The sequence below is a fragment of the Lentzea flava genome (assembly GCF_014648475.1).
Taxonomy (GTDB): Bacteria; Actinomycetota; Actinomycetes; order Mycobacteriales; family Pseudonocardiaceae; genus Lentzea; species Lentzea flava.
The window spans coordinates 1-11,577 of sequence record NZ_BMRE01000036.1; the positions used below are offsets into that span (position 1 = coordinate 1).

General features: G+C 69.4%; 16 protein-coding genes. 7 read left to right on the plus strand and 9 right to left on the minus strand.

The window, feature by feature from the left end:
* Nucleotides 1-117 precede the first annotated feature (117 nt).
* Both IEZ09_RS31295 and IEZ09_RS31300 read right to left on the minus strand, forming a co-directional pair.
* Nucleotides 118-927, minus strand: a complete 810-nt coding sequence (locus IEZ09_RS31295; RefSeq protein ID WP_229813118.1) for a GNAT family N-acetyltransferase — start codon at nucleotides 925-927, stop codon at nucleotides 118-120.
* The gene (locus IEZ09_RS31300) at nucleotides 924-1,310 is read right to left on the minus strand and encodes a VOC family protein (protein ID WP_189257407.1); all 387 of its coding nucleotides are present in this window, start codon (nucleotides 1,308-1,310) and stop codon (nucleotides 924-926) included. The genes IEZ09_RS31295 and IEZ09_RS31300 overlap by 4 nt, the downstream gene beginning before the upstream one ends.
* 36 nt (nucleotides 1,311-1,346) lie before the next feature.
* On the opposite strand from IEZ09_RS31300, the gene pruA reads away from it, so the two are divergent.
* Complete coding sequence (pruA, locus tag IEZ09_RS31305) at nucleotides 1,347-2,975, plus strand: L-glutamate gamma-semialdehyde dehydrogenase (RefSeq protein ID WP_189257408.1); 1,629 nt, start codon at nucleotides 1,347-1,349, stop codon at nucleotides 2,973-2,975.
* On the opposite strand, the gene IEZ09_RS31310 is transcribed toward pruA, so the two are convergent.
* Genes IEZ09_RS31310 through aroA form a run of 4 tightly spaced genes read right to left on the minus strand, consistent with a single transcriptional unit; the run spans nucleotide 2,972 to nucleotide 6,465 of the window.
* The gene (locus IEZ09_RS31310; RefSeq protein ID WP_189257409.1) at nucleotides 2,972-3,703 is read right to left on the minus strand and encodes an NAD-dependent epimerase/dehydratase family protein; all 732 of its coding nucleotides are present in this window, start codon (nucleotides 3,701-3,703) and stop codon (nucleotides 2,972-2,974) included. The genes pruA and IEZ09_RS31310 overlap by 4 nt on opposite strands.
* Nucleotides 3,704-3,725: 22 nt before the next feature.
* Nucleotides 3,726-4,181 (minus strand): hypothetical protein, encoded by a 456-nt coding sequence (locus IEZ09_RS31315; protein WP_189257410.1) that lies wholly within the window; start codon nucleotides 4,179-4,181, stop codon nucleotides 3,726-3,728.
* Nucleotides 4,182-4,199: 18 nt separating this feature from the next.
* Nucleotides 4,200-5,198, minus strand: a complete 999-nt coding sequence (gene rsgA, locus IEZ09_RS31320; protein WP_189257411.1) for a ribosome small subunit-dependent GTPase A — start codon at nucleotides 5,196-5,198, stop codon at nucleotides 4,200-4,202.
* Nucleotide 5,199: 1 nt separating this feature from the next.
* Entirely contained in the window at nucleotides 5,200-6,465 is a 1,266-nt protein-coding gene (aroA, locus tag IEZ09_RS31325; protein WP_189257412.1) for a 3-phosphoshikimate 1-carboxyvinyltransferase, read from the minus strand.
* An 85-nt stretch (nucleotides 6,466-6,550) separates the two neighbouring features.
* Here aroA and IEZ09_RS31330 point away from each other — a divergent pair, with 85 nt between their 5' ends.
* Together IEZ09_RS31330 and IEZ09_RS31335 are read left to right on the plus strand one after the other, a co-directional pair.
* Complete coding sequence (locus IEZ09_RS31330) at nucleotides 6,551-7,279, plus strand: SOS response-associated peptidase (RefSeq protein ID WP_189257413.1); 729 nt, start codon at nucleotides 6,551-6,553, stop codon at nucleotides 7,277-7,279.
* The gene (locus IEZ09_RS31335) at nucleotides 7,276-7,887 is read left to right on the plus strand and encodes an alpha/beta hydrolase family protein (protein WP_189257414.1); all 612 of its coding nucleotides are present in this window, start codon (nucleotides 7,276-7,278) and stop codon (nucleotides 7,885-7,887) included. Before IEZ09_RS31330 ends, IEZ09_RS31335 begins: the two co-directional genes overlap by 4 nt.
* Here IEZ09_RS31335 and IEZ09_RS31340 read toward each other — a convergent pair.
* A complete protein-coding gene (locus tag IEZ09_RS31340) occupies nucleotides 7,884-8,741 on the minus strand; it encodes a DUF7916 family protein (protein ID WP_189257415.1) in 858 nt (285 codons plus the stop codon). The two genes, IEZ09_RS31335 and IEZ09_RS31340, sit on opposite strands and share 4 nt — an antisense overlap.
* Before the next feature lie 64 nt (nucleotides 8,742-8,805).
* Between IEZ09_RS31340 and IEZ09_RS31345 the strand changes: the two genes are divergently transcribed.
* Together IEZ09_RS31345 and IEZ09_RS31350 are read left to right on the plus strand one after the other, a co-directional pair.
* The gene (locus tag IEZ09_RS31345) at nucleotides 8,806-9,348 is read left to right on the plus strand and encodes a DinB family protein (protein WP_189257416.1); all 543 of its coding nucleotides are present in this window, start codon (nucleotides 8,806-8,808) and stop codon (nucleotides 9,346-9,348) included.
* Between the two features lie 126 nt (nucleotides 9,349-9,474).
* Nucleotides 9,475-9,987: a hypothetical protein gene (locus IEZ09_RS31350; protein ID WP_189257417.1), complete on the plus strand. Its 513-nt coding sequence runs from the start codon at nucleotides 9,475-9,477 to the stop codon at nucleotides 9,985-9,987.
* On the opposite strand, the gene ybaK is transcribed toward IEZ09_RS31350, so the two are convergent.
* Nucleotides 9,984-10,460 (minus strand): Cys-tRNA(Pro) deacylase, encoded by a 477-nt coding sequence (ybaK, locus tag IEZ09_RS31355; RefSeq protein ID WP_189257418.1) that lies wholly within the window; start codon nucleotides 10,458-10,460, stop codon nucleotides 9,984-9,986. The two genes, IEZ09_RS31350 and ybaK, sit on opposite strands and share 4 nt — an antisense overlap.
* Before the next feature lie 50 nt (nucleotides 10,461-10,510).
* Between ybaK and IEZ09_RS31360 the strand changes: the two genes are divergently transcribed.
* Together IEZ09_RS31360 and rsrA are read left to right on the plus strand one after the other, a co-directional pair.
* The gene (locus tag IEZ09_RS31360) at nucleotides 10,511-11,176 is read left to right on the plus strand and encodes a sigma-70 family RNA polymerase sigma factor (protein WP_229813119.1); all 666 of its coding nucleotides are present in this window, start codon (nucleotides 10,511-10,513) and stop codon (nucleotides 11,174-11,176) included.
* Entirely contained in the window at nucleotides 11,173-11,430 is a 258-nt protein-coding gene (rsrA, locus tag IEZ09_RS31365; RefSeq protein WP_189257419.1) for a mycothiol system anti-sigma-R factor, read from the plus strand. Before IEZ09_RS31360 ends, rsrA begins: the two co-directional genes overlap by 4 nt.
* 69 nt (nucleotides 11,431-11,499) lie before the next feature.
* Here the strand turns inward: rsrA and IEZ09_RS48155 are convergent, their stop codons facing one another.
* Nucleotides 11,500-11,574 (minus strand): 50S ribosomal protein bL37, encoded by a 75-nt coding sequence (locus tag IEZ09_RS48155; protein ID WP_096498094.1) that lies wholly within the window; start codon nucleotides 11,572-11,574, stop codon nucleotides 11,500-11,502.
* Between the last annotated feature and the right edge of the window lie 3 nt (nucleotides 11,575-11,577).

The following is an 11,577-nucleotide window of genomic DNA, read 5'->3' on the forward strand; positions in this document are numbered from 1 at the left end:
CCACTCCCCGAGAGCCGGAACTGGATTACCAGTCCAACTTCCGGGGAGCGGTTCACACGTCAGGTGAAGGAAGGGTCCCTTCATCGACGGCGAGTTGTCCGTGGGCGCGCCACACCACTAGCCGCGACGCTGGTCGTAGACCTCGGGCAGCTGCTCGAACCCGGCCGACCGGTAGGTGGCGACGGCGCCGGCGTTCGAGCTGGGCGTGCAGACGAGCGCGCTCGACGACCCGAGGTCCCGCAGCGCTGCTGCCGCGGCGAGGGTGATCGCCCTGCCGTGGCCGCGGCCCCGGTGATCACGGTGCACGCCCATCGGTTCGAGCAGCCCAGGCCTGCCAGGCCCCGCTGACCACACGGTCACCGCCGCGGCCGCGTCGTCCCCGTCGTACGCGACGAGGCAACGGGCGTCGGCGTACGCGGGGCCGCCCGCCATCGCGTGCCAGCGCTCGTCGGTGAACGTCGACTTCTCGAACGACGCCCTGATCACCGCCGCGTGCAGGTGTGCCTGCTCCGGCCCGATCACCTCGACCCGCACGCCGGGATCCGGCACCGGCTCGGTGAGGTCGCGGCGCAGCGGCGTCCACGGTTCGTCGAGCTGCCACCCGTTCTCGAACATCAGCTCCTTGAACCGCGTGCCCACAGGGGATTCGAGGTACACCGCCTCCGACGACAGCACGTCCTCGGCCAGCTGCCTCGCCAGGTCCTCGTCCTGCCGCGCGTCCGGCGCGATCGTGAGCCGCAACAGCTCTGGTCCGTCGAGCAGCCCGACGGCGAGAATCCGCCCGTCGCGGCTCCAGGTCCGGACAGCGGCGGCCGTCGCCTCCTCGCCGAACCGCCAGTACCAGCCCAGATCACCCGGATGAAGCTGAAAGGGCGCGTCGTCGTGCTGCCACTCCCGCAGCGCGCGCACCGCCTCGTGCGGCTTCACATGCCCTCCGCAGGCTCCCACAGCTCGATCCGGTTGCCCTCCGGGTCGACGCACCACCCGAACCGCCCGAACTCCGAGTCCTCGGTGTCCGGCAGCACCTCGACGCCGCGCGCCTTCAGCTTCGCCATCAACGACGGCAGGTCGTCGACGCGCAGGTTCAGCATCGTGCGCTGGTGCGGTTCGCCGATGTAGTCGGTGTCCTGGGCGAACAACGCCATCGTCGTCGTGCCAGGACGTTCGGACGTCGCGGTGTCGAGCCAGTGGAAGGTGACGGTGCCCTTTTCGCTCATCGGCACGCCGAGGTTGTCGCGGTACCAGGCGGCCAGGCGCACAGGATCTCTGGAACGCAGGAAAACCCCACCGATACCAGTCACCCGCGCCACCCGACGGACCCTACTACCGCGTGCCACGATGGGGGAATGGACGCCGTAACGTCTGCACCCGAACCGGTCAACGAGCCGGTGCACACCTACGCTCCTGGTAGCGCCGAACGTGCCAGCCTGCAGGCACGCATCGCGGAACTCGAAGGCACCACCCACGAGCTGACCATGACCATCGGCGGTCAGCAGCGCATGGCCGGTGGTGACCGCATCGACGTGGTCCAGCCGCACGACCACCGGCACGTGCTCGGTGTGACGGCGCAGGCGACGAAAGCCGACGTCGCGGACGCCATGAGAGCCGCCCAGCACGCCGCACCTGGCTGGCAGGAGCTGCCGTTCGACGAACGGGCCGCGGTGCTGCTCAGAGCAGCCGACCTGCTGAGCGGGCCGTGGCGCGACACCCTCAACGCCGCCACGATCCTCGGGCAGTCGAAGTCCGTGCAGCAGGCCGAGATCGACTCGGCGTGCGAGCTGATCGACTTCCTGCGCTTCAACGTCCACTTCGGCCGCCGGATCCTGCAAGAGCAGCCGGTGTCGAGCCCCGGCGTGTGGAACCGGATGGACCACCGGCCGCTCGACGGGTTCGTCGTGGCGATCACGCCGTTCAACTTCACCGCCATCGCCGGCAACCTGCCGCTCGCGCCCGCGCTGATGGGCAACACGGTGGTGTGGAAGCCGTCGCCGACGCAGCAGCTCGCCGCGCACTTCACCATGCGCCTGCTGGAGGAGGCGGGCCTGCCGCCGGGCGTGATCAACCTCGTCACCGGCGACGGCCAGGCCGTGAGCGAGGTGGCGTTGCGCGACAGGTTCTTCGCCGGCCTGCACTTCACCGGTTCCACCCGGACGTTCAAGGCGCTGTGGCAGACCATGGCGAGCAATCTCGACCACTACCGCTCCTACCCGCGCGTCGTCGGCGAGACCGGCGGCAAGGACTTCGTGCTGGCCCACGCGTCGGCGGACCCCAAGGCACTCGTCACGGGGCTCGTCCGCGGCGCTTTCGAGTACCAGGGCCAGAAGTGCTCGGCGGCCTCCCGCGCGTACGTCGCCCGTTCGTTGTGGGAGAGCGAGGTCCGCGAACGCCTGCTCGACGTCACGAAGTCCTTGTCGTACGGCGATGTCACGGACCTGTCGGCGTTCGGCGGGGCGGTGATCGACCACCGCGCGTTCGCCAAGCACAAGGACGCGCTGCTGATGGCGTCCGCGTCCACGTCGGTCGAGGTGCTGGCGGGCGGCACGTGCGACGACTCGGTGGGCTACTTCGTCGACCCGACGGTGCTGCTGGGCACCGACCCGCACCACGACATCTTCACGACCGAGTACTTCGGCCCGATCCTCGCCGTGCACGTCTACGAGGACGCGGAGTACGCGAACATCATGGAGACCATCGAGAACTCCACGCCGTACGCGTTGACCGGCGCTGTCTTCGCCCGCGACCGCGCCGCCATCACGCAGGCGCACAAGGCTTTGCGGTTCGCGGCGGGCAACTTCTACGTCAACGACAAGCCGACCGGCGCGGTCGTCGGGCAGCAGCCGTTCGGTGGCTCGCGCGGCTCCGGCACCAACGACAAGGCGGGCTCGATCTACAACCTGCAGCGCTGGACGAGCCCGCGGGCCATCAAGGAAACCCTGGTGCCGCCGACCGATCACACCTATCCGCACATGGGCTAGTGGATTGTGGGTTTCCAGCCGGTGGCGTCGGTGAGCTTCGTGCTCACCACCCGCTGCGACCGCCCGAACACCTCGAACGCGGCCGCGAACCTGCCCAGGAACCTCGGCAGCCGGGTGATGCCCACGTCCCGCTTCAACACCGGCGACCCGACGTTGTAGATCCCCGGTGGCGCGGTCAAGACCGCGATGGCCGCGGCCGCCGCGTCTCCGGGGTGCACGACCGACATCCACCCGTCGCCCACGAGCACCGGCGGCGACATGGCCTCGCCGCCGGTCAGCAACCCGATGCGCAGGAACACACCGCCGGGGTGCGCGAGCACGTTGTGCTGAGCCCGCACCGAACTGGCGATGTGCCCGACCGGTCTGATGGGCGCGGTCTCGTCGAGCTCGCGATCACCACCGTCCTCATAGACGAAGGAGATGCCCTCCTGCACGATCCGCTCGACCCCCGCGCGCCGGGCCGCCGCGACCACCGCGGCGCTGCCCTCGGTGCGGATGCGGTCGTTCTCCGCCCAAGCGCTCGCCATGACGGCCTTCGCGCTGAGCGGGATGCGGGTGGCGAGGTTGATGACGGCGTCGTAGCCCGTCAGCGCTTCGGCGAGCTGATCAGCGTCGAACATCGAGGTGGTGCGCCGGTCCAGCACCCCGACCTCGTGTCCGGCCGCCCGCAGCCGCGGCAGCGCTTCCCGTCCGAGCACACCCGTCGCACCGATCACGAAAACCTTCATGACAGGGGGACGAGACAGCGCGTCAGGACGTGACAGGCAGCCGTTCCAGTGCCTTCGCGGCGAGTCCTTGGGTGGTCTGCCCGACCACGTTGGGGTCGTTGCTGCGCTGCACCACCGTCAGCCCGATGAGCTGACCGTCCCGCGCTTCGACGACGCCCTCACACGTCACCGTCCCGGACGCATCGGTGCAACGGCGGGTCATCGGGTGGTCGTTCACCACCGCGCCGTAGCCGCCGTCGGACTGCAGGCGCTGCGATGCGTCCGCGAACTTCTCGGTCCGCAGCGTCAGCCGAACCTTCAGCGAGTCGAACGCGAAGTCGCACGCCCGCTCGCCCTTGGACGTACCGGTGAGGGTGCCCGCGTCGCCGGAGGCCAGCAACGTGCACGGGTCGATGTCCGCGAACTTCGGGGGAGCGGGCTGTTGTGCGGTGCACGCCGTCAGCGCCACGAGCGCGACGAGTCCCAGATACCTGATCACGACACCCACTCTCGCAGGTCAGTCCGCGTGGTCGTCCAGCCCCGCGCGGGACGCGAGCAGCCGCCGCAACGACGCCAGCCGGCCGGGCGCGTCCGGCACCAGCTCGTCCAACATGCAGCCGGGGTCCTCGGGCGCGCCGAGGTGGCCGCAGCCGGGCGGGCACTCCTCTGCGGCCTCGGCGAAGTCCGGGAACGCCTTCACGATGTCGTCCGGCGTGATGTGCGCCAGGCCGAACGAGCGGATGCCCGGCGTGTCCACGACCCAGCCGCCCTCCGGCAACCGCAGCGCCACGGCCTGGGTCGAGGTGTGCCGGCCCTTGCCGACGCCGGACACCACGCCCACCGCGCGGTTCGCGTCCGGCACGAGCTTGTTGACCAAAGTGGACTTGCCGACGCCGGAGTGGCCGATCAGGCACGACACCGTGTCCGTCAGCCGGGCCCGCAGCTCGGCGGGCTCCTCGTCGAACCGCGTCACGATCACCGGCACGTCGAGCTCGGTGTACAGCGCGAGCAGCGAGTCCGCGGAGGCGAGGTCAGACTTCGTCAGGCACAGCACCGGTTCCAGGCCGCCCGCGTAGGCGGCGACCAGGCACCGGTCGATGAAACCCGTGCGCGGCGGGGGATCGGCCAGCGCGCACACGATGACGAGCTGGGAGGCGTTCGCGACGACGACGCGTTCGAACGGGTCGGTGTCGTCCGCGGTCCTGCGCAGCACCGAGGTGCGTTCCTCGACGCGCACGATGCGGGCCAGCGTGTCCGGCTGGCCCGACGTGTCACCGACGATGCCGACCTGGTCGCCGACGACGACCGGGGTGCGGCCGAGCTCCCGCGCCCTCATCGCGGTCACCACGACACCGGTCTCCAGCGCGCACGTCCAGCGGCCCCTGTCCACGCCGATCACCATCGCGCTCTCGGCGTCGGCGTGGTCGGGCCGCCTCTTGCTGCGCGGCCTGCTGCCCTTGCCGGGGCGCACGCGCACGTCGGACTCGTCGAGCTTGCGCCAGTCCCGCTTGCTCACGTCAACGCGCCTCCGTGAGCATGGCGTCCCACATTCCTGGGAAGTCGGGGATCGTCTTGGTGGTCGACCCGATGTCGTCGACGGACACGCCCGGCACCACCAGCCCGATGATCGCGCCCGCAGTGGCCATCCGGTGGTCGGCGTAGGCCTTCCACACGCCGCCGTGCAGCGGAGCGGGATCGATGATCAGGCCGTCCTCGGTCTCCGTCGCGGTGCCGCCCAGCGCGTTGATCTCGTTGACCAGCGCCGCGATCCGGTCGGTCTCGTGACCGCGGATGTGCGCGACACCGCGGATGATCGTCCGTCCCTCTGCCAGCGCCGCCAGGGCCGCGACCGTCGGCGTCAGCTCGCTCTCGTCGTGCAGGTCGATGTCCAAACCGGACAGCTTCTCCGGCCCGCGCACCGTCAGACCCTGCTCCGACAGCTCGACGGAGCAGCCCATGCGCCGCAGGATGTCGCGCACGGCGTCACCGGCCTGAGTCGTGACAGAAGGCCAGTGCGGAACCGTCACCTCGCCACCGGTCACCGCGGCCGCCGCCAGGAACACCGTCGCGTTCGACAGGTCCGGCTCCACGTGCCACGTGCGGGCGGCGATCGGGCCCGGCTCGACGTGCCAGAGGTTCGCGCCGGTCTCCACCCGGACACCGGCGGATCGCAGCGTCTCGACCGTCATGTCGATGTGCGGCAACGAAGGCACGGGCTTGCCGTCGTGCCGGACCGTGACGCCCTTGTCGTACCGCGCACCGGACAGCAGCAGCCCGGACACGAACTGCGACGAGCCCGACGCGTCGATCGTCACCTCACCACCGGGCAGCGATCCCGTGCCGCGCAACGTGAACGGCAGCGCGTCACCCTCGACGTCCGCGCCCAGCGACCGCAACGCACCCAGCACGGTGCTCATCGGCCGCTTGCGCGCGTGCGGGTCGCCGTCGAACCGGATCTCGCCCTCGGCGATCGCGGCGGCGGGCGGCAGGAACCGCATGACGGTGCCGGCCAGACCGCAGTCGACGTCGGCAGGACCGCGCAGCAGGCCCGGCGTCACGTCCCAGCCGCCGTCCTCCCGGTCGGTGAACGTGACGCCCAGCGAAGAGAGGGCAGCCGCCATCAACACGGTGTCCCGGCTGCGCAACGGTGCGTGCACCGTGGAGGGCCCGTCGGCCAGTGCCGCGAGCACCAGGACGCGGTTCGTGATCGACTTCGAGCCGGGCACCGGCACGGTCGCGTGGACTGGACCAGGTGCGCTGGGGGCTGACCAGTGCTGAGTCATGGGCAAATGATCCCGCATGCCCAGTGGGGCGGCTCGCACAGGTGTTCCCGACGTGCGACGATGACGACTTCGGAGGTGATCGGTTTTGTGTGGTAGGTACGCCTCCACCAAGGACCCGGCGCTGCTGGCTGCCGAGTTCGACGCGGTGGACGCAACCGGCGACGAGGCGCCGGGGGCGGACTACAACATCGCTCCCACCAAGCACGTCATGGCGGTGGTCGAGCGCAAACCCGAGGACGAGGAGCTGGAGCGCAGCATCCGCGTCATGCGCTGGGGGCTGGTCCCGCACTGGGCGAAGGACCTCTCCGGCGCGGCGAAGATGATCAACGCGCGCGCGGAGAGCGTGCTGACCAAGCCCGCCTACAAGCAGTCCGCGATGAAACGCCGCTGCATCCTGCCCGCCGACGGCTGGTACGAATGGCAGCCGGGCGAGGGGCGCAAACAGCCGTACTTCATCACCCTCGGCGATGGCGCGTCTCTGGCGATGGCCGGCATCTGGTCGGTGTGGTGGAAGGACGACGTCCCCACGGTCACGTGCGCGGTGCTCACCACGGACGCCATCGGCGCGATGACCGAGGTGCACCACCGCATGCCGTTGTTGCTGCCTCGGGACCGTTGGTCGGCGTGGCTGGACCCGACGTCGCTGGATCCGTCCGAGCTGCTGGCCCCGGATCCCTCGATCGTCGACGCGTTGGAGCTGCGTCCTGTGTCGATGGCGGTGAACAGCGTGAAGAACAACAACCCGTCCCTGATGGAACGCGTCTCTCTCAACGAAGAAGAGAAGCCCGCACCCACGTTGTTCGAGCTGTCGTGACGACGCTGTTGGTGGACACGCCGCACGGCCCGGCGCGGGCCTCGCTGCACTGTGCCCACGAGCCGCGCGCGGCTTTGCTGCTCGGCCACGGCGCCGGCGGCGGCGTCGAAGCCCCGGATCTGGTCGCCGCGTGCCACGCCGCGAACGCCGTCGGCGTGCACGTGGCCCTGATCGAGCAGCCCTACCGCGTCGCGGGCCGCCGTGCCCCCGCACCGGCCACGCAGCTCGACACCGCGTGGCTCTCCGTCGTCGACGATCTCGGCGAACGCTGGTTCGACGGTCTGCCCCTGGTGTTCGGGGGCCGGTCGTCGGGCGCGCGCGTGGCCTGCCGCACGTCGGTCGAGGGACAGGCGGTCGCGGTGCTGTGCCTCGCGTTCCCGGTGCACCCGCCGGGCAAGCCGGAGAAGTCGCGCCTGGCGGAGCTGGACGGCGTCGAGGTCGCGACCCTCGTGGTGCAGGGCGAGAACGACCCGTTCGGTCAGCCGCCGTCCGGCCATCACCGCGAAGTGGTGCTGCTGAAGGGCGACCACTCGCTGAAGGCGTCGGTGGCGGACGTGGGCCGGTGCGTCGGCGAATGGCTGGACCGCGTGCTCAGGCCGTTGGACTAGCGCGCCATCCGGGTCCACGTGTGCCTCCGGCCCCTGACGGCCACCGAGTAGGCGTAGAGCAGCTCGGGGTCGCCCATGCCCGGCAGGAAGCAGTCGCCGATGTGGTGCGCGTCGACGCCGATCTCCTTGGCCGTGAGCGCCAGTTGCGGCACGAGGTTGGTGTGCGCGCCTTCCTGTGACGTGCCGATCGCGCCCATGACGATCGCGTTCTTCTCGTGGACGGCTGCGACCGCTTCCGCGGCGGCTTCCCTCGTGACACCGGGAAGTGTGCCGGGAATCGGGAGGATGACGCCGTCCGCGCCCGCGTCGACGAGATTCGCGAGCTTCTGCGCGGTGATCGACTCCGGGTGACCGGCGTGGTGCATCTTGCCGACCCACAGCGCCGCCTCGGTCTGGATCTCTTCGGTCGCGCGCGCCATGCCGTCCAGCGAACCGTCGGTGCTGGGGTTGGCGGTCAGCACGATCAGCGCCGCACCGGCGTCCGCCAGCCGCTGTGCGTTGTCGCGGGTGGCCTTGCGCAGTTCCGGGACCGTGCCGGGCTCCAGGTTGACGCCGATCGGCCGGCCGATCTTCTCGGCCAGCGCGCGCAGGCTCGGGAGTTCGCCGAGACCGGGGAAGCGGAACGTCGAGCCGTCCCAGACCCGGTTGATCATGTTCAGCACGACGACGTCGGCACCGAACGCGGCCATCAGTTCCGCGTTGTGCACGCCGGAAACGCCGTCGAACGACAGCGCGGCGCGGTCGGCGAACACCTCGGCGACCATCGTGCGGCCTTCCGAGGCGGCCACGGCCCGCGTGAGCTCACCTCCCTCGAGCGCGGCCAGCCCGGTGCGGTCGAGGTCGAGGATGCGCACGACTGCCTCCCATGTGGTCTAGACCAAGTGGTGGCACTCTACGACTTCGGCTGGGATCTCGCCCATGAGCGACTTCGACGAGCAGGGTCGTCCCGAGCCTCCGATGGACGGCGACGAGCTCGCCACCCTGACGGGCTTCCTGGAGTTCCACCGCGCCACCCTCGCGTGGAAGACCGAGGGCCTCACCGCGGAGCAGCTGAACCAGACCACCGCGAGGTCGTCCATGACCCTCGGCGGCATGCTCAAACACATCTCCTACGTGGAGCAGGAGTGGTTCCACTACGTCCTGCTCGGGCGCGACCGCCGCGAACCGTGGGCGAGCGTCGACTGGCTGAGCGACATCGACTGGGACTGGCACTCCGCCCGGCACGACTCGCCCGACCAGTTGCGCGCACTCTGGCAGGCCAGCGTCGAGCAGTCCAGGCGGGACCTGGCCGAGGCGCTTGAGACCGGTGATCTCGGCCAGTTCGCCCGCAGGCCGCCGTGGAAGGACGGCCGCACGCCGACGCTGCGGTGGATTCTCACCCACATGATCGAGGAGTACTCGCGGCACAACGGCCACGCCGACCTGCTCAGGGAGTCGATCGACGGCCAAACCGGCGAATAGCGCCAATCGAGACGGGAATCGGCCAAAAGCACGAATTTCCTTGTTCGAGCAACCGAATGGGGATCGGCGACGTCATCTCCGGGCGTAGGGGAAATCGCAGATCTTTACGAATTCGGGGACCAACACATGCGTAACTACCGCACGATCGCAACCGTCGCCGCACTGGTCGGTTCTGCCGCGTTGGCCGTCGTGGCGACTTCGGTCGCTCAGGCTTCCGGCACTGAGGCTGCGACCCCGTGGTGCACCGGCGACGATCTGGCGATCAGCGTCCACGACATGCACTCGCCGTCGCCTTCGACCAGCAAGGCGCACATGATCAAGTTCGTCGCCGCGGAGGGTGCCTCCTGCCGGATCGGCGGCACCGTGAGCAACGTGCGCTTCCTCGACGCCCAGGGCAACAACATGAACGCCTCCCAGAACGGAGGCCAGCCTCCGTACACCGAGACGTCGGTCGGCGACGGCCTCTACGCCGCCACCTACGTGGCGTCGGACCTCAAGAGTCCTCAGATCTACCCGGCGTTCGTCCGCTTCAACCTGCCCGGCCAGGGCACGACGGGTGACCTGGTCACCATCGCGTGGCCGAAGTCGGGTATCGGCACGAACGTCCGGATGGGTGGCATCACGGCGCCGGTCAGCTAAGCGCTGATTCGCGCGACCACCGCATTGGTGAGTCGCACCAGATCGGCAGGCGTGATCTCGACTTCGAGGCCACGCCTGCCCGCGCTGCAGAAAATGGTTTCGAAATTCGACGCCGACTCGTCGAGCACAACGGGCAGTCGCTTCTTCTGCCCGAGCGGAGAAATTCCACCGGCGACATAACCGGTCGCGCGTTCGGCGTCGGCGACGACGGCCATCTTGGCCTTCTTGCCCTTCAACGCTGCGGCTAGCCCCTTGAGGTCGAGCTGGGACGTCACCGGCACGACACCCACCGCGAGCTTGCCGTCCACCTCGGCCACGAGCGTCTTGAAGACGCGGCCGGGCTCCAGCCCGAGGGCCTCCGCCGCCTCCAGCCCGTAGGACTCGTGGCGGGGGTCGTGCTCGTACGAGTGCAAGGTGTGCGCCACCCGCTGCTTGTCCAGCAGCGCTGTGGCGGGCGTCCCACGTCCGGCCATGCGGAATTACTACCAGCATGTCCGTTGTTGGTGAGGACGTGGTGACGAACATGCTCGAGCGGCCCCGCGTAGAGTCAGACCCGACCCAGGACCTGTGGGAAGGGAGCGCGGTGCCCGCCACCGGCACAACGGAGACGACGGCGGAGCGTGCCGCGCGTTTCGAGCGCGACGCCATGCCGATGCTCGACCAGCTGTACTCGGCGGCCCTGCGCATGACGCGCAACCCGGCCGATGCCGAGGACCTGGTGCAGGAGACGTTCCTCAAGGCCTACTCGGCGTTCGAGTCCTTCTCGGAGGGCACGAACCTCAAGGCCTGGTTGTACCGGATCCTGACGAACACCTACATCAACGGCTACCGCAAGAAGCAGCGCCAGCCCGTTCAGCAGCCGACGGACGAGATCACTGACTGGCAGCTGGCGCAGGCGGAGAGCCACACCTCGACCGGGCTGCGCAGCGCAGAGGTCGAGGCACTCGACAACCTGCCCGACAGCGACGTCAAGGAAGCATTGCAGCGGTTGCCGGAGGAGTTCCGGATCGCGGTCTACCTCGCCGATGTCGAAGGCTTCGCGTACAAGGAGATCGCAGACATCATGGGCACCCCGATCGGCACGGTGATGTCCCGGTTGCACCGGGGCCGTCGCCAGCTCCGCGACATGCTGGCCGACGTCGCACGTGAGCGTGGATTCCTCCGAGGCAACAACGGAGACGCGTCATGAACTGCGGCGAACCCCATGACACCGATTGCTCTGAGGTCCTGTCCGAGGTCTGGCTGTTCCTCGACCAGGAGTGCGACCAGAAGCGGCGCGAGGCGCTCCAGACGCACCTCGACGAGTGCCATCCGTGCCTGGAGCAGTTCGGGCTGGAGGAGCACCTCAAGGCGCTGCTCGCCCGCAAGTGCGGCGGGGACCTCGCCCCGTCCGAGCTGAAGGCGCGCATCCGGGCCACGATCGTGGAGATCCGCGAGAGCTGATTCACACGATGAAGGGCTCCTTCATCCACCTCACGTGGATGAAGGAGCCCTTCATCGTTCTAACAGCACTCAGGCGTTGGGGCGCTTCCCGTGGTTCGCGCCACCCTTCTTGCGGTCGCGGCGCTTGCGGGCACGCTTCGACATCGG

Excerpts from the sequence above, each read along its gene's own strand:
- pruA (WP_189257408.1), top strand. The coding sequence starts at position 1,347 with ATGGACGCCGTAACGTCTGCACCCGAACCGGTCAACGAGCCGGTGCAC.
- IEZ09_RS31310 (WP_189257409.1), bottom strand. The coding sequence starts at position 3,703 with ATGAAGGTTTTCGTGATCGGTGCGACGGGTGTGCTCGGACGGGAAGCG.
- aroA (WP_189257412.1), bottom strand. The coding sequence starts at position 6,465 with ATGACTCAGCACTGGTCAGCCCCCAGCGCACCTGGTCCAGTCCACGCG.
- IEZ09_RS31345 (WP_189257416.1), top strand. The coding sequence starts at position 8,806 with ATGAGCGACTTCGACGAGCAGGGTCGTCCCGAGCCTCCGATGGACGGC.
- IEZ09_RS31350 (WP_189257417.1), top strand. The coding sequence starts at position 9,475 with ATGCGTAACTACCGCACGATCGCAACCGTCGCCGCACTGGTCGGTTCT.
- ybaK (WP_189257418.1), bottom strand. The coding sequence starts at position 10,460 with ATGGCCGGACGTGGGACGCCCGCCACAGCGCTGCTGGACAAGCAGCGG.
- IEZ09_RS31360 (WP_229813119.1), top strand. The coding sequence starts at position 10,511 with ATGCTCGAGCGGCCCCGCGTAGAGTCAGACCCGACCCAGGACCTGTGG.
- rsrA (WP_189257419.1), top strand. The coding sequence starts at position 11,173 with ATGAACTGCGGCGAACCCCATGACACCGATTGCTCTGAGGTCCTGTCC.